Genomic DNA, 20,456 nt, shown 5'->3' with positions numbered 1-20,456 from the left:
AGAATCCGTAATCTGAGCTGGCAGGAAACGGTGACGCTGAATCCGGTGAGGAAGGAAGAAATACAAGCCGCGACGATGGCGGCCTGATTAATGGTTTATCGGACAACTATGTTGAAAAATACCGCGGTCACGAGTAACCAACCAAACTCATGCAGTCCTTCTGCCCAACCGCTCTACCTAATGCCACCCGTTGCGGTGCACGCTTGATGCACCCCACTCACACCCTCAAATCTTCACTTTCCGCAAAAAACACCACCAACCGCACCTAACTAATTGATTTAGATACCTGTAAAAAACCTCTCCTAAAAACCTGACCAGCTTGCCAGTTTATTATTCTTGTTTCTGCCACCCGACAAAACGGTCAACCTACTTCGGAACATTCAAAAAGCGACAACCTGACAAGGAGGCCTCCATGCCCGTTCGACCATCTGATCTGCTTATCCTCTGGACGCCCGACCGGGAATTGCCGAATTCAGTTTTGCCGCCATTCAGCACGTTCTAGCAAGTATTATCGGCAACATCACACCTGCTCTGATTGTCAGTGGTGTCCTGGACCAGGGTGAACACATGCCTTATCTGATCAGCATGGCTCTGATGATGTCGGGTGTTGCAACCTTTCTGCAGGTGCGTGTGCCGTTTGGTGTGGATACCAGTATGGTCTGTGCGTTCATGGATTCTCTCCCTCAAAAGCTGGCAATACGCCAATCTCTGTGGATTTCGCTTTTTCTGAAGACATTGCTTTTATTTTAACAACCAGATCTTTACGTGATGCATATATATTATTTTTATCACCAGCATCATCAATCAAATCAAAGACAAGCGACTCGCCCTTTCTATTGTTTATAATTTTTACCATATCATCACCATCTTGAAAAATGGCTCCAGTATCCCCAACCTTATCATCCAACAATGCAAGCTTTTGCGATTTCGCCACCTGCAATGGATAGCCGTTAAAATAACCAGGAATATCTATATCCAACGCAGCAAGCAATGTCGGAGCAATATCCATCAATGTAGCAAACTGAGATGTAGCAAGCCTCAAATCAACATTGCCACTTGACCAAAAAATGATAGGGACATGAATTTCCTCATTAAAAAGAGTCTGATAATGCCCATATTGCCCATGCTCCCCCATAGCATCCCCATGGTCGCCAAATATTACCACAATGGCATTATCCAAATATTTCTTCTCTTCAAGAATCGAGAAAATCTCAGAAAGATAAATATCGAACTGGTGCGCCATATTATCATGATCATTAACAACAGCCTGGTAGTCTCCACCACCAAACACCATAGAAGCCAGACTATCAGGCAAGGGCTTGTACTTCTTGAATTGTTCCCGATGGTCACCCAAAGGATGAGAAGACATCATCCTCAGATAAAAGAAAGAAGGAATCCCTTGATACTCCGGGAACGACTTCAGAGTACCGAGAATAAAACGATCATCATGCTTATAATAATACTCACTACGATCAGCACGAAGGAAATTATCCAATCTGGGCTCAAAAAACAAATTCAAATCTGCATGATACAAGTCACCCGAACCAATAAAGTTTGTAAAATATCCTTTCGCAGACAGTTTCTCCAGCAAACCATCTCTCGAACCCTCCAACGAAAATGATGAGTTCAGGACAGAAGAAAATCCACAAATAGACTCACTACAGTTGGAAAAACTATATCGAAAGTAGGTCGCCCCATTACTGACAAGACCATCCGAAAATTGACTGACATCTCTGACATTGCCATAAACACCTAGCCTGTCCGCCCTCAAAGCGTCGGCGTGAACAAGAACAATATTGGGCAGGCTTTCTGCATTTTGCCTTGAAGTTGCCAAATCAGGCTGTTTAATTGATTGTTGCACTGTCTCATCATGAACTCCAAATCTAAAAAACTGATAAACCGGTTCGCCATGCCATACGCTCAGACCTGAGATGGTGTCCATGTCCGAGGTTATTGTGGAAAAAACCCCCAATATAACAGGGATAATAGGCAGAACACCAAAATCCGTTTTCCGATTGACTTTCCTAGGAAGCAGCTTCTGGTAAATAAAAAACAGAGAAACTGGAATTAAAGCCGGAATCACCAGCAAATACCAAGGAAACTTACTGGATTCGGCAACAAAAACCTCCGCATTGTTATATAAAAACCACAATGTAACCTGCTCATTCCAGAAACTTGAAGAAATCAAATTCAATATATACAAGAACAAAAACGACGAACTGAGCAGTGCAACAAACAAAGGCCACAAAAACACAGGGCTTATAAACAAAACCATTGTATAGGAGCTGCAGACGACAACACCGTTCAATAAAACCGGATTTCCAGATGACAAATACACTTCAGCATAAAGCCAGAAAATGGCAGTCAAAATCATCGTGTGCACATATATTGTTGACTTTACCGTCTTACCAAGAGTCATAATCCATCCGTTAAAAATCAACCCGATTAAGTTGTACACCACCCAGACTAATAGAGGGCGTTTTAATTTATGCGAAAATTCAAACTCACAGACTCGCACTTTATTTTATCCGACCATAAAAGTGGATGCTCAATTGCGATAGCGTGAGATTAAATTCTGCACGAAAGAGTCCGCTTCTCGGTTACCTTAAATATACCGGCACAGAGCAATTTCAACAATGCACTCCAATTACCCCACCGTTTTATTTTGGTCAGTTTGAGAAGCTGGCACCGAATCGCGTCAACAGCACTGTCGGTGTAGATCGCCGTACTGACGTCCTCAGAGCATTTGAAGTTTACCGACAGATTCTACCATTGGTTGCGACAGGGATTGATAGCCTCCCGGATTGTGGATGCTATTCAGAGCAAGGCTGCCCCCTATATGACTCTTAAAACACTGGCGATGTCGAGCGCTTCCACCTTTTCGCGGACGTATGCACGGTTTGGACATGATTAAGCGTACCGACACCATCAATTAGCACTCAAACCGGACATAAAACTGCTGACACCATCAGGGAGCATTCGTGAACTGCATTGTATCAATGATAACTCAGCGCTCGGCAGAACCACTGTACGCTACAAGGTTGCAGTCTGATATAAAGAAGCAGGACTGGTCAGAACGAAAAACCTAACCTGAACAGATCCCGTACAGGTTTAATCGACAAGTTGACACCGAGACTCCGAACCGAGAGCCTGGCATGGCAACATCAGGTCAATCTGGACAGGAGATTACTCAACAGAAAATACCGGACACTCATGCACCACGCCTGCACATCGCCCCCATAACATCACCCTTTGCGGTGCACGCCTTGTGTCCCCACTCACTTCCCAAAATCAGCCCTTTCCGCAAAAAACGTCAAAGACTACACGCAACCCATTGATTTATAAGCCTGTAAAAAATCTTTCATAAAACCTGACCACATGGCCAGTTTATTGCTCCTGCTTCTGCCATCTGACCAAACGGTCAACCGATTTCAGAACATTCAAAAAGCAACAACCTGACAGGGAGGCTTCCATGCCCGCTCGACCATCTGATCTGCTTTATCCTCTGGACTCCCGGCCGGGAATTGCCGAGTCCAGTTTTGCCGCCATCCAGCACGTTCTGGCCAGTTTTGTCGGCATCATCACACCTACTCTGATTGTCGGTGGTGTGCTGGGCCTGGGTGAGCACATCCCGTATCTGATCAGCATGGCGCTGATGGTGTCGGGTGTCGCGACCTTTCTGCAGGCGCGTGCGCCGTTTGGTGTGGGAACCGGCATGATCTGCGTGCAAGGCACCAGTTTTGCGTTTCTGAGTTCAGTGTTGGCGGCCGGGTTTATCGCCAAGGGTAAAGGCGGCGGTCCGGAAGAAATCCTGTCGCTGATTTTTGGGGTGTGTTTTTTGGGTGCGTTTGTGGAAATCGCCCTGAGCCAGTTTCTGCACAAGTTAAAAGCCGTGATCACCCCACTGGTGACCGGCATTGTGATTACGGCGATTGGTATCAGCCTGATCAAGGTGGGTATGACGGATCTGGCTGGTGGCTTCAAGGCGCCGGATTTCGGTAGCCCGGAAAACCTGATGCTGGGTGGTCTGGTGCTGGTCAGCATCATTGTGCTGAACCGTTCTTCCAACAGCTGGATTCGTCTGTCGTCGATTGTGCTGGGGCTGGTGATCGGTTTTGTGGTGGCGGCTTTTATGGGCAAGATCAGCTTTAACAACCTCGCTACCCTGCCGATGATTGCCATTCCGGTGCCGTTCAAATACGGGTTTTCATTCGACTGGGCGGCGTTCCTGCCGATTGCGGTGATTTACCTGATCACCACTATTGAATCCACCGGTGACATTACCGCCAACTCCATCGTGTCGCGCCAGCCGATTCAGGGTGAGTTGTATATGAAACGGGTGAAAGGCGGTGTTCTGGCCGATGGCCTCAACTCCATGCTGGCGGCGCTGTTTAACAGCATGCCCAACACCACCTTCAGCCAGAACAACGGCGTAATCCAGCTGACCGGCGTCGCCAGTCGCCATGTCGGTTATTACATTGCCGCTATGCTGTTTGTGCTGGGACTGTTCCCGGTTATTGGCGGGATTCTGCAGAATATTCCGAAGCCGGTTCTGGGCGGTGCGACGCTGGTGATGTTTGGTACTGTTGCCGCGGCGGGCATCAAGATTCTGGCCACCGAACATCTGGATCGTCGTTCGCTGCTGATCATGGCGGTGTCGTTCGGCACTGGCCTGGGAGCATTAATGGTGCCGGAAGTGCTGGCACAGATGCCAAAAGTGGTTCAGAGCGTGTTTGGTTCCGCCATCACCACAGCTGGTTTGTCGGCGATTATCCTGAACGCGATTCTGCCGAAAGAAGCCGCGAACGAAGAAGAAATCATCGTCAGCAGCGAGGAAGCGCCGGTTTACAAAGCGGCGTCCTGAGCCGGATTTAAAACGGGCGTTAGCCGGGATGGCAGGATGTGCTTACATCCGGTCAGGCCCGGCTCGCTCGTTTGTGTTATTGCTACAACAAGCATCAACAAACACAGCCCTCAACGCTACCAATTACGCCAGATTGGCGCATTGGTCGGCCAACACCGGCAGTATTGCCGCTTTTTCAGGAATGCTTTTTTGGCCACGCCGCGATTCGATGCTGATTCCCGTTATAATGCGGCTGTCCCGCACTAACTCCGAGATGATGATGACTCTGAATGTTGCTTCACACCGTAACGAGAAACCCGCCGGTGATATTCGCCAGCGCAACGAGAAGCTCATTATTGCGGCCGCCGAACAGGAGTTCGCTTCTTTTGGATTCAAAGGCGCCAGCATGCGGGAAATCGCCAAACGCGCGGATTTGCCCAAGGCCAACATTCATTACTACTTCAAGAACAAACTTGGCCTGTACCTGGCGGTACTCAGCGACATCATCGATCTCTGGGATGGCCCTTTCAGCCGTATGACGGCGGCCGATGATCCGGCTGACGTGTTATCGAGTTACCTGCAACAAAAAATCGAATTTTCCTGGCAACACCCGTTAGCCTCGCGCATCTTCGCTTCCGAAATCATCAGCGGCGGCCCGAATCTGGAAGGTTATTTCAATGAGGGGTACGTGGAGTGGTTTAACGGCCGTGTGAACGTCATTCGCGAATGGCAGACCCAGGGCAAGATCGACAGCGCCATCGCGCCGGAGCACCTGATTTTCCTGCTGTGGTCGAGCACCCAGCACTACGCCGACTTCAAATTCCAGATCACTTCTGCGCTCAGCAAAACGGACCTCAGCGAGCAAGACTACAGCGCCGCGGCCGCCACGCTGACGCATATTATTCTGAAAGGTTGTGGAATCCGGGGCTGAACAGCCCCGCCATGCGCGTGATGGATTGATAGATGGATGGATCAGGTTTAATCCACAATAAACAGCGTCGCTCCGCCAGTGGTCGACGAACGATGCGCTTCGGCGTTATCCGCCACCTGGTAACTCATGCCCGGTGTTAAAACAAACACCCGACCATCTTCCAGTTCAGTGTGTAACTCCCCCGCCAGACACAACAACACATGCCCTTTCTTGCACCAGTGATCGGCCACGTAGCCAGGTGAATACTCCACCATGCGCACCCGAATCGCACCAAACTGCTGGGTAAACCACAGCGCAAACCCGGAATCACCCGCGTGCTGGGTAGGCGTGATGTCTTTCCAGGTCGTTACGCAAAACGGCAGGTTGTTGATATCCATACAGGGGTTCTCAGGCAAATAGGCGACAGGAAAGGACGATCAATCCACCACTTCCATTTCAACATCCAGCACACCGGCATTGATGTTACCGATACTGCTGAACGCCGATTTCGACAGATCCAGAATCCGGCCCTTGGTGAACGGACCACGGTCATTCACCCGCACCACCACACTTTTGCCATTGCTCAGGTTGGTCACCTTTACGTTGGTACCGAATGGCAGCTCCTTGTGGGCAGCGGTTTTTAACTCACGCTTGTAAGGTTCACCGCTGGCGGTTTTTTTGCCCTGGTACTTGTCGGCGTAATAGGTCGCTTTACCCGTCTCTGTGTATCCAGACCAGCCTTCACTGCTATCACTCGATTGCATCGAGGAACAACCGGTAACCAGAAAGGCCAACGTCAATCCAAGGGTTTTTACGGGGAACAGGTTCATCAACTTCTCCTTAGTCTTTGCCCCATAGTGCCAGTGGTAACGGAGTGAGGAAAGATTCGGCGCACGGCAGGAGTCACATTCTGGAGGATCAGGGCATCGCACCCGCGGCAAACCGCAGAGCCAGGGACTCTATGGTCTTATTTTGCAAAACCACGCCAACAAGGCTGAACTCATTGGCTAAACGAATAACGCATCGGATTAAAAAACAGTCGGGACGTACCGCAGTCTGATTTCGGTTGCCGACTCGCTTTTGGAGACAGGTAACAGAACCCGCCCTGACGCTCGATACCAGCAATCAGGACTGGATCAGGATTTTCATTTGAGTACTTCGATTTTCACCGACAACGCGCCGGCCGAAAGATGGCCAATACTGCTGAACGCTGATTTTGACAGATCCACTACCCGGCCTTTAGTGCGCTGGGAACGGTCATTGACCCGTACGTTTACGCTTTTGCCATTGGCGAGGTTGGTCACTTTGAGAAGGGTGCCGAATGGCAGCGACTTGTGAGCAGCGGTTTTAAGCTCTGGCTGATACCGCTCGCCGCTGGCCGTTTTTTTGTTGCGAATCTTGTCGGCGTAATAGGTCGCCTTGCCTTTCTCAGAAAAACTGTTTGCGTTGTTGGCATGAGACGGCAGTGAGCCGAACACCATCAGCAAACTGATCAGGACGGATGCGAATGTTTTTACATTAAACAATGGCTTGCTTTCTCATGGGTATTGATTCCATAACCAGCGCCTTTGTGACAAGGCTGATTCCAAGGTTTCGGACATCTTGCCTTGCGATTTCGTTCAGGCCAAGCAAATTTTCCCTGAAAAAACATACACAAGCCTTCGTATGTGCCGTAGTTGGCAATGTTGATCCCTGTTTTTCAGCCCTGCGTTGTAGCCCCGAAGCCGAGCGGACGTCGGACGAACAGCATCCACCAGTACACCGATTTCACCCACCGAAGGTGGCTACCAATGCCCATCTGGGCGAGCCGGGATTCACCGCAACGGCCGACCCAGCCGGGGCATGGATGCCCCGCTAGCTCAGTTGGCACAGGGATGTGCCATCTGAGCGGGGTCGAAACGCCGTTGTCGGAGAATACCGGATTCACGAGCCCAGCCGGGCAAAGCAGGGGAGGCCCGCCCGGCCGGGGGACAAGGTCCCCCAAGAGGGCAAGCAGCCTGGCCAATTAACAAGCCGAGTAGCCGCCAGAAGTCGGACGTCGGACGAACAGCATCCAGACCCAAACCACCAGCCCTGACATTCATAACCGATTTAACCCACCGAAGGTGGCTACCAATGCCCATCTGGGCGAGCCGGGATTCACCGCAACGGCCGACCCAGCAGGGGCATGGATGCCCCGCAAGGCCAGTTGGTACAGGGATGTGCCATCTGGCCGGGGTCGAAAAGCCGTTGTCGGTGAATACCGGATAAACGAGCCCAGTCGGGCAAAAGCAGAGGGAGGCCCGCCCGGCCGGGGGACAAGGTCCCCAAGAGGGCAAGAAGCCAGGCCAATTAACAAGCCGAGTAGCCGCAAAGCGCCAGATCCGATCGCGGCCCGGCCAGACGCCAGTTGAAATTACCAGCCCCCCTGTTTTATTGCGCCAACCACCTTCCCAGTAGTTCACGCTCTTCGTCGGTCATGGCGGTTTTGTTCATAAACGGCATGTCATGAGTGTGCACCGAACGGGCGAGGATGCGGTCTTTCATGGCTTTGATCTGGTCCAGATTATCGAACATCACCCCGGCCGGGGCGGCGGTGAAAACGCTGTCAGTCGGGTTGGCGCTGTGGCAAGCAGTACAACGTTGACCAACGATGGTAAGGGCCTGAACGTCGGTAACACGGGGTAACTCGGCGCTGCTGGTTGCGGCTTGGGCCGACGGGCTGGCCGGTTTGATGATCCAGCCGATGGCAAAAAATGCCACCAGTGCCGACACCAGAATCATGGGCTTGATCTTGCCGTGGTGGCGCAGGTTAAAGAAGTGACGGGCCCAGGCGCCCACCAGCGCCAACGCCCCCAGAATCAGCCAGCCGTGTTCGTTGCCGTAGGTGGCCGGAAAGTGGTTGCTGAGCATGATAAACAGCACCGGAATGGTGGCGTAGTTGTTGTGGGTGGAGCGTAATTTGGCCTTGTTGCCGTAATACGGGTCCGGCACTTCGCCTTTGGCGGCAGCCTCAACCATCACCCGTTGCGACGGCATAATGGTGTTAAACACGTTACCGGCCATACAGGTGCCAATCAGTGCGCCGACGTGGATATACGCCGCCCGGTCACCCAGCACCTGGCTGAGCGCCCACGCCATAAAGGTCACCAACACCAGCATCACCAGACCAAACGCCAGGTTGTGTTTGATCAGCGGCGTACGACAGGCACCCTCGTAGATACCAAAGCCCAGCAGCAAGGATCCCACACCAATAGCAATCGCCTGCCAGCTGGAAAGATCAGCCTTGGTGCTGTCGATCAGGTAACTCTGGGCACCCACGTAAAACACCACAATCAACAGCGCCATGCCGGTCAGCCAGGTGGAATAGGCTTCCCACTTGAACCAGTGCAGGGTTTTGGGCAGCACTTCCGGGGTGTTTTTGTACTTGGCGACTTCGTAGAAACCGCCGCCGTGTACGGCCCACAGATCACCCTTGATGCCTTTGTCAGTCTTCCATTGCGGTGGCGTTTCCAGCGAGTTGTCGAGCCAGACGAAATAGAACGACGCGCCGATCCAGGCAATGGCGGTTAATACGTGCAGAAAACGGATCAGCAGGTGCAGCCAATCAACAAACCAGGCTTCCATGGGGTTACTCTCCTGTCGACAACGGCGGTTGTGCGCGGCTGTGCGCCAGCTCGCCGAGAATATAGGTGGCGGCGATCAGGCGATCGTCACCCAGTGTGTTCAGAACAAACAGCAGCTCCTTGAGGCTGTTGCAGTGTTGAGTACGGAAGGCCAGAAAATCGGTGGCGTTGGGGTCGATCACAATAAAGTCGGCTTCCAGCCCCGGCTTGAAACTGCCGATGCGGCCATCCAGTGACAGCGCTCGCGCGCCGCCCAGGGTTGCCAGATACAGCGCCCGATATGGATCGAGGTTCACACCTTGCAGCTGCTGGATTTTGTAAGCATCGGCCAGTGTATCGAAGGTGCTGAAACTGCTGCCGCCCCCCACGTCGGAACCAACCCCCACCCGAATGCCGTAATCGTCCATACGTTTGAGGTTAAACAGGCCAGAGCCCAGAAACAGGTTCGACGACGGGCAATGGGCAATCACCGAATCGCTGGCGGCCATACGCTCACACTCGCGATCACAGAGGTGAATGCCGTGGGCGAACACACTGCGTTTGCCCAACAGACCGGCCTGCTCATACACATCCAGATAATCACGACAGTCCGGGAACAGCGCGCTGACCCAGGCGATTTCATCGAGGTTTTCCGAGAGGTGCGTGTGCAGATACACATCCGGATGTTCAGCCAGCAACTGGCCGGCCCTCTGCAACTGCTGCGGGGTGCTGGTTGGCGCAAACCGCGGGGTAACGGCATACAGCAAACGATCAACACCGTGCCATTTTTCAATCAGGGCTTTGGACTCCTGATAGCTGGTTTCGGCGGTATCCAGCACCGTTGCCGGTGCATGGCGATCCATCATTACCTTGCCCGCAATCATGCGCAGATTGCGGCGCTGGGCGACGCTGAAAAAGGCTTCGACCGACTGCGGATGCACGGTGCCAAACACCAGCGCGGTGGTAGTACCGTTGCGCAGCAGTTCGGTGCAGAAACGTTCGGCAATACCCACGCCGTAATCAAAATCAGAGAACTGGCTTTCCACCGGGAAGGTATGGGTTTGTAACCAGTCGAGCAGCTGGGTGCCATAAGCGGCGATCATTTCGGTTTGTGGATAGTGCACATGGCAGTCCACAAAACCTGGCATCAGCAATTTGCCGCTGTAGTCGGTGATATTCACGCCCGCAGGCAGGGTATCCATCAGATCGGCATAGGCACCCACGGCGCTGATCAGGCCGTTATCGTCCACCAGCAGCAGGCCATCCTCGATGTGATGAACCGCCTGTTCACCATCGTCTTTGGGATCAGAGGTAAAAAACAGCAAGCTGCCACGAAACACTGACGGCATCTTAGGACCCCCGGTAAGTTGAGTACCCAAACGGGCTCAACAGCAGCGGAATATGAAAATGCGCAGCCGGATCGGCGACCACAAACACAATCTCGGCATACGGGTAAAACACTGGCTGCTGTTGGCTGAGCAGATAATCCTGCAGTTCAAAACGAATGCGGTAGGTGCCTGCCAGCAGGGTTTTGCCGTCCAGCCAGCCGGGGATACGACCATCCTGATTGGTGGTGCCCTGGGTAACATCGACCCAGTTGTCAGTGTCCAGCAGACTCAGCTGAACCTTGATGCCGGCGCCCGGCTGCCCCAGGGCGGTATCCAGTACGTGGGTGGTAATCATCAAATTATTCCTGTGTGCTGGCGGCGTCAGCGGCCAGCAGTTTGTTAATGCGAATTCGGGTGATTTTGGCTTGCTCAGCAGCGGCCAGCTGGATTTCGATATCGCGTTCGTTGTGCAGGCGCGCTTGCAACAGCGCCAGCATTTCGGCCGCAGTTTTGCCGGTTGCGCAGACGATAAAAATAAAACCGTAACGCTGTTCGTAGTGCTGATTGCCCTCGGCCAGCGCCTGAATCACCTCATCAGAGGCGCTGTTCACGCTCGACTGCTCCCCCGCCGCCAGCTGTTTGGTGCTGGCGTATTTCTGCTTGAGGGAGGTGACATCGCCGATTTTTGGATGGCCTTCAAAGGCCTGCAGAAAGTCGGCTTCGACCAGCGCTTCCCAGAAGCTGTCGGCCAGATCCAGCAGTTGCTGACGCGACTCGAATGGCCGGGCGGCCACCATCGCCGCTACCCAGCGTTCGGCAACACAACACTGCATAAAGGCCGTGGTTGCATCGGTTTCCGACAGGGCGTTGAGTTGGGCGAGGGTCATCGCGCTGATGGGGTTACTCATGAGGGTGAAACCTGTGTTAAAGCGCTGTTATCTGGATTTGGCGCGTCGGTGTTTTGGGTTCTGGTCTGGCTATTTGCCTGTGCAGAGAGCTGCGCCTGCTTGTCCTGTTTCATCAGCGCCTTGAGAGTTGGCAACGGCACACCGGTGCTGCGCGCCGGGCGTGGCTGGGCACTCTGGTACTGATGGATCAACTGACCGGCAATCGACACCGCCACTTCCATCGGCAATTTGCCCCCCACTTCAGCCAGTCCCACCGGGCATTGCATGGACGCCAGTTGGGCCTCACTGATGCCGCTATCCAGCAGGCGATGACGGAACCGCGCCGCCTTGTTAGCGGAGCCAATCACACCAATGGAAGCAAACCGCCCGAGCTTGAGAGCGGTTTCGGCGAGCCGATAATCGAGCGCGTGATCATGGGTCAGAATCAGCACCCGGCTGTCTTGAGGCGCTTGCGCCAGCAGATCTTCCGGGGTTTCGGCGAACACACATTCGATATGCGCCGCCAGGGTGCCAGCAGCCGGGAACATATCCGGGCGATTGTCGATCCAGCGGGTCGAAACCGGCAGTTGCTGCAGAATCTGCATCAAGGCCTTGGCGACATGCCCTGCGCCGAACACCCACAACTCTGCCTGCCGGGCCGGAAAACTCTCAAACAGCAGCGTGGCGTAGCCTCCACAACACTGCCCCGCATCAGCACCCAACAACACCTGTCGGATCACTTGCTGGTTCTCGTGGTTTTTGGCTGGATCACGCAGCAAATCGCGGGCTTGTTGCACCGCCTGAAACTCCACCTGCCCGCCGCCAATGGTGGCGATCACATCGTCCAGCAGCACCAGCATCTTGGTGCCAGCCGCCCGTGGCGTAGAGCCGCCAGTGCTGATCACCGTCACCAGCACATGGGGGCTGCCGTTACGCTGGCATTCCGCTAATGAATCGGACCAGGTTTTCATACCGCACCTCCGGTCATGCCGTTTTGGGCACATTGGGCCTGCACAGCCATCACGGCTTTTAACACCCGCTCCGGTGTCGCCGGAGTATCCAGATCGGGGCTGAGGCGGTAATCACTGAGGCTGCTGATGGCATCGCGCAATGCTGACCACACCGAAATCGCCAGCATAAACGGCGGTTCACCGACGGCTTTGGAGTTGTAGACGGTGGCCTCGTCGTTCTCGTGTTCAAACAGAGCCACGTTAAACACCGGCGGTGTATCGCCAATCGCCGGAATCTTGTAGGTCGCCGGGTTATTACTGAGCAGACGGCCATCGGCATGCCAGACCAGTTCTTCGGTGGTGAGCCAGCCCATACCCTGAATAAAACCGCCTTCTATCTGGCCTCGGTCTATGGCCGGGTTAATGCTGCGGCCAACGTCGTGCAGAATATCAACGCGGGTAACGCGGTATTCGCCGGTGAGGGTATCCACCACCACTTCGGATACCGCGGCTCCTAAGGCGAAGTAGAAAAACGGCCGACCACGCGCGTTTGTGCGGTCGTACCAGATTTTCGGGGTGCGGTAATAACCGGTGGCCGACAGCGACACCCGGCCGACGTAGGCGGCTTGCACCAGTTCGGCGAAGGACATGTCCTCGCTGCCACCCCAGCTCACCCGGCCGTTCTCAAACCGGATGGCTTCCGGGCTGACCGTTTTTTCAGCCGCCAGAAACTCCACCAGCCGCTGACGCAGGGTTAACGCCGCGTTCTGGGCGGCCTTGCCATTGAGGTCGGTGCCACTGGAGGCGGCAGTTGGCGAGGTGTTTGGCACCTTGTCGGTGCGGGTCGCCGTCACCACAATGCGCTCCAGCTCCACTCCCAGGGTCTGCGCCACAATCTGGCCGACTTTGGTGTGCAAGCCCTGCCCCATTTCCGTACCACCGTGGTTCACCTGAATCGAACCGTCGGTGTAGATGTGGATCAGCGCCCCGGCCTGATTCAGGTGCTGGAGGGTAAAGGAAATCCCGAACTTCACCGGGGTTAACGCCAGCCCGCGCTTCAGAATCGGGCTGTGCTGGTTGAACTGGCGAATCGCCACGCGGCGGGCGCGGTAATCACTGCTGGTTTCCAGCTGTTCGATCAGCTGCGGCAGGTAATTGAATTCAACGGTCTGGTGATACGGCGTCAGGGTGCGTTCCGGCTCGGACTGTTCGGTGCCGTACAGATTGAGCTTGCGAATATCCAGCGGGTCTTTGCCGACGGCGCGGGCAATGTCGTCCATCGCCCGTTCGATGATCATCATCCCCTGCGGGCCACCAAAGCCCCGGTAAGCGGTGTGGGATACCTGATTGCTGAAAGCGCGATGGCCAGCAATACGGGCATTGCCGAGGAAATAGGCGTTGTCGGCGTGGAACATGGCGCGGTCAACAATGGCATCCGACAGATCCGGTGAGTTGCCACAATTGCCGATCACCTCGATATCCGCCGCGGTGATACGCCCGGCTTCATCAATACCAATACGATACGAGTTGGCGAACGGATGGCGTTTGCCGGTCATGATCATGTCGTCCTGACGGGGCAATCGCAGTTTGACGGCGCGCCCGGTTTTGCTGGCCAGCAGCGCCGCCAGACAAGCCCACTGTGCGGCCTGACTTTCCTTGCCACCAAAACCACCACCCATACGGCGCATATCCACCGTGACGCGGTTCAGCGGCAGCGCCAGCACTTCCGCCACCAGCTTTTGCACTTCGCTCGGGTGCTGGCTGGAGGTATAGACCAGCATGCCGCCGTCTTCGGTGGGCATCGCCAGCGACACCTGCCCTTCCAGATAAAAGTGTTCCTGACCGCCGACTTCCTGCATGGCTTCCAGCACCTGATGGGAGCTGGCCAACGCGCTGTCGACATCACCCATCGTCATAACATGGCTTGGCCGCACCAGCTGCTGACTGGCAACGGCTTCGCGAGCATCCAGCAAGGGCTCTTCGCGTTCAAATTCCAGAATCGCCGCCTGCGCCGCACGACGGGCCGCCAGTTCGCTGGTGGCCGCCACCACCGCCAGACACTGGCCAAAAAACTTCACCTCGGTGGAGGTCATTATCGGGTCGCCAGGAAACACCGGGCCAATATCGGTATGGCCTAGCACATCGTCGACGGTTAACACACAGACCACACCAGGGCTTTTGCGCACCGGTTCAAGGTCCATACGAGTGATGGTGCCACGGGCAATCGGGCTTCGAATCACCGCCGCAAACAGACCGTTGGCCGGTTCAATCAGATCATCCACATAACGGGCTGCACCGGTCACGTGCTGAATCGCGCTTTCGTGGCGTGATGGTTTACCCACCGGGCCAGACACCAGATCCAGACCGGCGATACCGTTCGGAATAGCGCTTGGGTTGGTGGCCAGGGTCAGTTCGTTTTCCGGGCTGCTGGCACCCTGCAGTTCTACCTTACGCATAGTGGCCAACCTCCAGAGCAACGCTGGCTGACCCGTCTGAATTTGCTTGCTGCTGGAATTCGAGCAGCGCCCGGGTCAGCAGGTTCTGGGTGAGCTGCAGTCGATATTCGGCGCTGGCGCGCACATCGGTCAGCGGCGTCAGGGTTTGTTTGAGTATCTGCTGGGCGGCAGAGATACCCGCCAATGTGGCAGGCTGGCCAATCAGGGCCTGTTCGGCGGCAACCACTCGTAATGGCGTGGCCGCCACGCCTCCAAAGGCCAGACGGGCATCGAGAATCAGGCCGTTTTCGACCTTGAACATAATGGCGGCCAGCACGGCGGAAATATCGTCTTCCAGCCGTTTCGAGACCTTGTAGACCCGCCGGAACCAGTCGGATTTATTCAACGGAATTTCGATGGCGCTGATCACTGCGCCCTTCGGCAGGGTGGTCTGGCGGTATCCGGTAAAAAAGCCGTTCACCGGCAGGGTTTGCTGGCCTTCGGCGCTGTCAACGTGCAGCAGCGCGTCCAGCGCCAGCAGTACCGGCGGCGTGTCACCAATGGGTGAGGCGTTAGCGACGTTACCGGCCATGGTGCCCTGATTGCGTACCTGCAGCGCACCGAGGCGTTCCATCATGCTGGCAAATTCCGGCAGCACCAGTTGCAGGGTGCTGGCCATCCGCGAATACGACACCGCACCGCCGATGATCAGCGTTTCGTCAGTGAGGGTCAGCTGCTGCATTTCGGCGACCGCGCCGGTATAAACCAGCACATCCAGCGGCTTCAGTTGCTGGGTGCGCTCCAGCGCCAGATCAGTGCCCCCCGCCACCAGCCGCGCTTGCGGGTAACGCGCCAGCAGTTCGACCAGTTCAGCCAGGGTTTGTGGAGAAAAAAAGCGGCGTTCGGTAAGTGGTTTGACCGGACAACCGGGATCAGTCAGGCCCGCCATTGGTGCCTGAGCCGTGCGAATATCCATCAGCTGCTGCCAGACCTCGGCCTGACGCGCATCAAACTGGTCGGGCTGCACATCCGCCAGCACCTGGGCGGCAGCATCCATAATCGGACGATAACCGGTGCAACGACAGAGATTCCCCCCGAGAGCCAGATTGATCTGGTGGCGTTGTTCGGGGTTAACGGGCTGATTGCCTGGCGCCTCTCCGTTTGACGCTTGCGGATCAAACTCGCATACACCGCTGTTTTTGCTGAGGGCAAACAGCGACATCACAAACCCCGGGGTACAGAAACCACATTGGGACCCGTGGCACTCCACCATGGCCTGCTGGGTCTGATGCAGTTGCTGGCCCTGTTGCAGGTGTTCCACCGTAATCAGCTGTTTGCCATGCAGGCTGCCCACAAAGGTGATACAGCTGTTGATACTGCGGTACAGGAGTTTGCCCGGTTCCTCGGAAGGCTCGGCCAACACCAGTGTGCAAGCACCACAATCGCCCGACGCGCACCCTTCCTTGGTGCCTCGTTGCACCTCAATAGTGCGCAGATACTCCAGAATGGTCAGATCTGGAGCAATATATTCGATATCCCGCGGCTGATCGTTGAGTAAAAAGCGAATCAATCGAGATTCCTCCGAGCGCTTCCGATTCACGGCAAAACCGCCATAAATCAATGATTTTTAAGTAATTTTAGTCAATCAACCGATGTTTGCCGACTTTTTCCGGCGCTCACATTCGAAACCGGATGGCAACCCGCGAAAAACCTGACCGATCGGTCATGAACTGCATTTACCATACCAGTCGACGATAAAATTCTGCAATGGCATTCTGACCACTTGGCCAGCTTTTTGCTGTTATGCCTCGAATCATCAAAAACAGACCGCGCCGATACTGCTCCCCCGGACGCCATCCAGAGAGGAATGACACGTGCCCCAACACCCGATACCACCGCGCCTGACCCTGCGCGGCATCACCAAACAGTATCCCGGCTGTCTCGCCAATGACGATATTCATCTGAATATCGCCGCGGCGGAAATTCATGCCCTGCTGGGGGAAAACGGCGCGGGCAAAAGCACCCTGATGAAAGTGATTTATGGTCTGGTCAAACCCGACCGCGGTGAAATTCTGTGGGATGGCCTGCCGCTGGATGTAAAAGACCCGGCCCACGCCCGCAAACTTGGCATTGGCATGGTGTTCCAGCACTTCTCGTTGTTCGACACTCTGACCGTTACCGAAAACATCGCCCTGGCGCTGGGGGATGACGCCGGTGATATCCCCGCTCTCGCCAGCCGCATTCGTTCGGTATCCGAAAAGTACGGCATGGCGATCAACCCTGACCGTCAGGTGCATACCCTTTCCGTAGGGGAACGTCAGCGCGTTGAAATCGTGCGTTGTCTGGTGCAGGACATCAAACTGCTGATTCTCGACGAACCGACGTCGGTGTTAACACCACAGGAAGTCGACACCCTGTTTGTCACCCTGCGCCAGCTGGCCTCAGAAGGCTGCTCGATCCTGTTTATCAGCCACAAACTCAACGAAGTAAAAGCGCTGTGCCACCGCGCCACCGTATTGCGCGGCGGTCGGGTGTCGGGTGCCTGTATTCCGGCGGAGGAAGACACCCTCAGCATGGCGCGCCTGATGGTGGGCGAAAATACACCGGTCAGTACCACGTATCCCAAGGTGCTGGGCACAACCCCGACGCTGACCGTCAGCAACCTCAATCTGCACAGCCACGATGCCTTTGGTGTGCATCTGAAACAGCTGAATCTGCAGGTAAATGCCGGTGAAATTGTTGGTATCGCCGGAGTGGCGGGCAACGGTCAGGAAGAACTGCTGGCGGCACTGAGCGGTGAAACCCGTGCGTCGGCTGGCCATATTCAGTTTGCCGATACCGATATTGGCCCGTTAACACCGGACCGTCGCCGTGCGCTGGGGCTGGCATTTGTGCCGGAAGAACGGCTGGGCCGTGGTGCCGTGCCGGAAATGAGCCTGACCGAAAACGCCCTGCTCACCGGCTTTCTGACCGGTCTGGTCAAACGCGGCATGGTGGCGTGGAAAAAAACCGAAGCCTTCGCCGATCAGATCATTGCCGACTACAAGGTCAAAACCGCCGGGCGCCATGCCCAGGCCGACAGCCTGTCGGGCGGTAACCTGCAGAAATTTATTATTGGCCGCGAAATCATGCAGAAACCCCGCTTGCTGATTGCCGCCCACCCGACCTGGGGGGTCGACATTGGTGCGGCCACCGCTATTCACAAGGCGCTGATCGAATTGCGCGATCAAGGTGCTGCCATTCTGGTGGTGTCGGAAGACATCGATGAACTGTTCCTGATTTCCGACCGCATTGGCGCTATCTGTGATGGCCGCCTGTCGCCGTTAAAACCAACGCCGGAGTCGTCGATCGCTGAACTGGGCCGCCAGATGGCCGGTGATTTCAGCGATGCCGCCACGATTTCCCCTCGACCCACTACCAGCCGTGCCGGGAGCCTGCACTGATGATCAAACTGGAACCACGGGGCGAACGCTCGCGCCTGATGTCCTGGCTGTCGCCGATTCTGGCAGCCTTGCTGACCATGCTCACCGGTCTGGTGTTATTCACCCTGCTGGGGGTTGATCCCTGGCAGGCGTTAACCACCATTCTCTACAAGCCGATTGCCGACACCTATGGCCTCGCCGAACTGGCGGTGAAGGCCACACCAATTCTGCTCTGCGCCATTGGTTTGTCGGTGGTGTTCAAGGCGCAAATCTGGAACATCGGTGCCGAAGGCCAGCTGTTAATGGGCGGCCTGTTCGGCAGTTATATGGCGCTGCAGTTTCTCGATAACGATTCCGGCTACGTGCTGCCCATGGTGCTGCTGGCCGGTGTGGCGGGTGGTCTGTTCTGGGCAGGCATCGCCGCCATTCTGAAGGTGCAGTTCAACACCAACGAGATTCTGACCACCATCATGATGAACTACATCGCCCTCAACATTCTGTTGTGGGCGGTACATGGCCCGCTGAAAGACCCGGAAGGGTTCAACTTTCCGGAATCCGCCATGTTCAGCCAGTCGGCGATTTTGCCGGTGCTGATTGACGATACCCGCGTGCATTTTGGTCTGGCGCTGGCGCTGCTGGCGGTGGTTGCCATCTGGGTATTGATGAGCCGCAGTTTTGTCGGCTTCCAGATCCGCGTGCTGGGCCTCGATCGCAGCGCCGCCCGCCTGTCCGGCTTCCGGGAAAAACGCCTGATCTACTTCGCCCTGCTGCTCAGTGGCGGCCTCGCCGGTCTGGCCGGTGTGGGAGAAGTCGCAGGCCCGATCGGCCAGCTGATCCCGAGTATTTCCCCCGGTTACGGTTACGCCGCCATTATTGTTGCCTTCCTCGGTCGCCTGCATCCGCTCGGGATTGTGTTGGCCACCCTGCTGATGGCGCTGCTGTATATGGGCGGTGAAATGGCGCAGATCGAACTGGGCCTGCCACTGGCACTGACCAGCCTGTTCCAGGGGTTGCTGCTGTTTTATTTGCTGGCGTGTGATGTGCTGATCGGCTTCCGCCTGCGCCTGACCACCAGCAAACCCGCCACCGCACCGGCAGCTGCCGTTGCCACTGACACCGCCGTTATTGAAGCCAGGGGTTAAGCACATGGATATCGATCTGATTACCAACATTCTGTACGCCATGGTGCGCACCGGCACGCCGCTGTTGATCGTCGCGCTGGGGGAGCTGATCTGCGAAAAAAGCGGGGTTCTTAACCTCGGCCAGGAAGGCATGATGCTGATGGGCGCGGTGGTAGGTTTTATCGTGACCCTCAGTACCGGCAGTCTGACGTTGGGGTTTCTGGCGGCGATTCTGGCGGGCATTCTGATGTCGCTGATTTTTGGTGTGATCACCATGGAGCTGAGCGCCAATCAGGTGGCAACCGGTCTGGCACTCACCATTTTTGGTACCGGTTTATCGGCCTTTATTGGCACCAACTACGTCGGCAAACCCATCACCGGGCTGGAGCCGATTGATATTCCGGTGCTCACTGACCTGCCGATTATTGGCCGCATGCTGTTCGGCCAGGATCTGCTGGTGTACCTGTCGCTGGCGCTGTTTGGCGGCGTCTACTGGTTTATCAACCATTCCCGTCCAGGCCTGATTCTCAAGGCCGTTGGTGAAAATCCGCACTCTGCCAACGCCATCGGCCTGCCGGTATTCAAGGTCCGTTATCTGGCGATTCTGTTTGGTGGCGCCATGGCCGGTCTGGCGGGCAGTTACCTGTCACTGGCCTACACGCCGCTGTGGATGGAAAACATGAGTGCCGGGCGCGGCTGGATTGCGCTGGCGCTGGTGGTATTTGCCAGCTGGAAAGCCGAACGGGTGTTGCTGGGTGCCTGGTTGTTTGGTCTGGCGTCTATTCTGCACCTGGTGTTCCAGGGCATGGGCTTTTCGGTATCACCGAACCTGCTGGCAACCCTGCCGTATCTGGCCACCATCGCCGTGCTGGTGATTTTGTCGAGCAACCAGAACAGCCGTCTGGTCGCGCCGATTTCCCTCGGCAAACCGTTTTATGCCAAGACCTGAATCCGATTCCTGTATGAACGAGCACAC

At 55.5% G+C, this 20,456-nt stretch carries 17 protein-coding genes; 6 read left to right on the top strand and 11 right to left on the bottom strand.

The features are described 5' to 3' along the window. Positions 1 to 444: 444 nt before the first annotated feature. A complete protein-coding gene (locus OUO13_RS02180; RefSeq protein WP_346429322.1) occupies positions 445 to 750 on the top strand; it encodes a solute carrier family 23 protein in 306 nt (101 codons plus the stop codon). Here OUO13_RS02180 and OUO13_RS02175 read toward each other — a convergent pair. Continuing rightward, the gene (locus OUO13_RS02175) at positions 668 to 2,419 is read right to left on the bottom strand and encodes a sulfatase-like hydrolase/transferase (protein ID WP_283172206.1); all 1,752 of its coding nucleotides are present in this window, start codon (positions 2,417 to 2,419) and stop codon (positions 668 to 670) included. The two genes, OUO13_RS02180 and OUO13_RS02175, sit on opposite strands and share 83 nt — an antisense overlap. 1,053 nt (positions 2,420 to 3,472) lie before the next feature. On the opposite strand from OUO13_RS02175, the gene OUO13_RS02170 reads away from it, so the two are divergent. Both OUO13_RS02170 and OUO13_RS02165 read left to right on the top strand, forming a co-directional pair. Continuing rightward, positions 3,473 to 4,864: a uracil-xanthine permease family protein gene (locus tag OUO13_RS02170; protein WP_283172205.1), complete on the top strand. Its 1,392-nt coding sequence runs from the start codon at positions 3,473 to 3,475 to the stop codon at positions 4,862 to 4,864. A 259-nt stretch (positions 4,865 to 5,123) separates the two neighbouring features. Beyond that, positions 5,124 to 5,774 (top strand): TetR/AcrR family transcriptional regulator, encoded by a 651-nt coding sequence (locus tag OUO13_RS02165; RefSeq protein WP_283172204.1) that lies wholly within the window; start codon positions 5,124 to 5,126, stop codon positions 5,772 to 5,774. A gap of 47 nt (positions 5,775 to 5,821) precedes the next feature. Here the strand turns inward: OUO13_RS02165 and OUO13_RS02160 are convergent, their stop codons facing one another. The 10 genes from OUO13_RS02160 to xdhA all read right to left on the bottom strand — a co-directional run bounded on the left by OUO13_RS02160 (position 5,822) and on the right by xdhA (position 16,507). Beyond that, positions 5,822 to 6,151 (bottom strand): DHCW motif cupin fold protein, encoded by a 330-nt coding sequence (locus OUO13_RS02160; RefSeq protein ID WP_283172203.1) that lies wholly within the window; start codon positions 6,149 to 6,151, stop codon positions 5,822 to 5,824. Between the two features lie 39 nt (positions 6,152 to 6,190). Next, the gene (locus OUO13_RS02155) at positions 6,191 to 6,583 is read right to left on the bottom strand and encodes a septal ring lytic transglycosylase RlpA family protein (RefSeq protein ID WP_283172202.1); all 393 of its coding nucleotides are present in this window, start codon (positions 6,581 to 6,583) and stop codon (positions 6,191 to 6,193) included. Positions 6,584 to 6,898: 315 nt separating this feature from the next. Then, the gene (locus tag OUO13_RS02150; protein ID WP_283172201.1) at positions 6,899 to 7,279 is read right to left on the bottom strand and encodes a septal ring lytic transglycosylase RlpA family protein; all 381 of its coding nucleotides are present in this window, start codon (positions 7,277 to 7,279) and stop codon (positions 6,899 to 6,901) included. Positions 7,280 to 8,165: 886 nt separating this feature from the next. Further along, positions 8,166 to 9,359 (bottom strand): urate hydroxylase PuuD, encoded by a 1,194-nt coding sequence (locus OUO13_RS02145; protein WP_283172200.1) that lies wholly within the window; start codon positions 9,357 to 9,359, stop codon positions 8,166 to 8,168. 4 nt (positions 9,360 to 9,363) lie between these two features. Next, entirely contained in the window at positions 9,364 to 10,686 is a 1,323-nt protein-coding gene (gene guaD / locus OUO13_RS02140; protein WP_283172199.1) for a guanine deaminase, read from the bottom strand. A 1-nt stretch (position 10,687) separates the two neighbouring features. Further along, the gene (uraH, locus tag OUO13_RS02135) at positions 10,688 to 11,020 is read right to left on the bottom strand and encodes a hydroxyisourate hydrolase (protein WP_283172198.1); all 333 of its coding nucleotides are present in this window, start codon (positions 11,018 to 11,020) and stop codon (positions 10,688 to 10,690) included. 4 nt (positions 11,021 to 11,024) lie between these two features. Continuing rightward, positions 11,025 to 11,573 carry a 2-oxo-4-hydroxy-4-carboxy-5-ureidoimidazoline decarboxylase gene (gene uraD / locus OUO13_RS02130; protein ID WP_283172197.1) on the bottom strand — a complete coding sequence of 183 codons (549 nt, stop codon included), beginning with the start codon at positions 11,571 to 11,573 and terminating at the stop codon, positions 11,025 to 11,027. Next, a complete protein-coding gene (gene xdhC / locus OUO13_RS02125) occupies positions 11,570 to 12,523 on the bottom strand; it encodes a xanthine dehydrogenase accessory protein XdhC (RefSeq protein ID WP_283172196.1) in 954 nt (317 codons plus the stop codon). Before xdhC ends, uraD begins: the two co-directional genes overlap by 4 nt. Further along, the gene (gene xdhB / locus OUO13_RS02120; protein WP_283172195.1) at positions 12,520 to 14,958 is read right to left on the bottom strand and encodes a xanthine dehydrogenase molybdopterin binding subunit; all 2,439 of its coding nucleotides are present in this window, start codon (positions 14,956 to 14,958) and stop codon (positions 12,520 to 12,522) included. Before xdhB ends, xdhC begins: the two co-directional genes overlap by 4 nt. Then, entirely contained in the window at positions 14,951 to 16,507 is a 1,557-nt protein-coding gene (gene xdhA, locus OUO13_RS02115) for a xanthine dehydrogenase small subunit (RefSeq protein WP_283172194.1), read from the bottom strand. The genes xdhB and xdhA overlap by 8 nt, the downstream gene beginning before the upstream one ends. A 304-nt stretch (positions 16,508 to 16,811) precedes the next feature. Between xdhA and OUO13_RS02110 the strand changes: the two genes are divergently transcribed. The 3 genes from OUO13_RS02110 to OUO13_RS02100 are packed head-to-tail and all read left to right on the top strand — an operon-like array spanning position 16,812 to position 20,429. Continuing rightward, the gene (locus OUO13_RS02110; RefSeq protein ID WP_283172193.1) at positions 16,812 to 18,380 is read left to right on the top strand and encodes an ABC transporter ATP-binding protein; all 1,569 of its coding nucleotides are present in this window, start codon (positions 16,812 to 16,814) and stop codon (positions 18,378 to 18,380) included. Next, on the top strand, positions 18,380 to 19,501 hold the full coding sequence (locus tag OUO13_RS02105) for an ABC transporter permease (protein ID WP_283172192.1): 1,122 nt from the start codon (positions 18,380 to 18,382) through the stop codon (positions 19,499 to 19,501). Before OUO13_RS02110 ends, OUO13_RS02105 begins: the two co-directional genes overlap by 1 nt. 4 nt (positions 19,502 to 19,505) lie before the next feature. Continuing rightward, positions 19,506 to 20,429, top strand: coding sequence for an ABC transporter permease (locus OUO13_RS02100; protein WP_283172191.1), 924 nt, complete (start codon positions 19,506 to 19,508; stop codon positions 20,427 to 20,429). Positions 20,430 to 20,456 lie beyond the last annotated feature (27 nt).

Origin of the sequence: Parathalassolituus penaei (assembly GCF_026626885.1) — a bacterium.
Classification (GTDB): Bacteria; Pseudomonadota; Gammaproteobacteria; order Pseudomonadales; family Oceanobacteraceae; genus Oceanobacter; species Oceanobacter penaei.
The sequence above is the reverse complement of the archived record's forward strand: the minus strand, read 5'-3'. Positions and strand labels throughout refer to the sequence as shown.

What these genes read in the sequence shown, in the direction of transcription:
- xdhC (WP_283172196.1), bottom strand. Translation starts at nt 12,523, where the DNA reads ATGAAAACCTGGTCCGATTCATTAGCGGAATGCCAGCGTAACGGCAGC.
- OUO13_RS02100 (WP_283172191.1), top strand. Translation starts at nt 19,506, where the DNA reads ATGGATATCGATCTGATTACCAACATTCTGTACGCCATGGTGCGCACC.
- OUO13_RS02105 (WP_283172192.1), top strand. Translation starts at nt 18,380, where the DNA reads ATGATCAAACTGGAACCACGGGGCGAACGCTCGCGCCTGATGTCCTGG.
- OUO13_RS02160 (WP_283172203.1), bottom strand. Translation starts at nt 6,151, where the DNA reads ATGGATATCAACAACCTGCCGTTTTGCGTAACGACCTGGAAAGACATC.
- OUO13_RS02175 (WP_283172206.1), bottom strand. Translation starts at nt 2,419, where the DNA reads ATGACTCTTGGTAAGACGGTAAAGTCAACAATATATGTGCACACGATG.
- guaD (WP_283172199.1), bottom strand. Translation starts at nt 10,686, where the DNA reads ATGCCGTCAGTGTTTCGTGGCAGCTTGCTGTTTTTTACCTCTGATCCC.
- OUO13_RS02165 (WP_283172204.1), top strand. Translation starts at nt 5,124, where the DNA reads ATGACTCTGAATGTTGCTTCACACCGTAACGAGAAACCCGCCGGTGAT.
- xdhB (WP_283172195.1), bottom strand. Translation starts at nt 14,958, where the DNA reads ATGCGTAAGGTAGAACTGCAGGGTGCCAGCAGCCCGGAAAACGAACTG.
- OUO13_RS02145 (WP_283172200.1), bottom strand. Translation starts at nt 9,359, where the DNA reads ATGGAAGCCTGGTTTGTTGATTGGCTGCACCTGCTGATCCGTTTTCTG.
- OUO13_RS02155 (WP_283172202.1), bottom strand. Translation starts at nt 6,583, where the DNA reads ATGAACCTGTTCCCCGTAAAAACCCTTGGATTGACGTTGGCCTTTCTG.
- OUO13_RS02170 (WP_283172205.1), top strand. Translation starts at nt 3,473, where the DNA reads ATGCCCGCTCGACCATCTGATCTGCTTTATCCTCTGGACTCCCGGCCG.
- uraD (WP_283172197.1), bottom strand. Translation starts at nt 11,573, where the DNA reads ATGAGTAACCCCATCAGCGCGATGACCCTCGCCCAACTCAACGCCCTG.
- uraH (WP_283172198.1), bottom strand. Translation starts at nt 11,020, where the DNA reads ATGATTACCACCCACGTACTGGATACCGCCCTGGGGCAGCCGGGCGCC.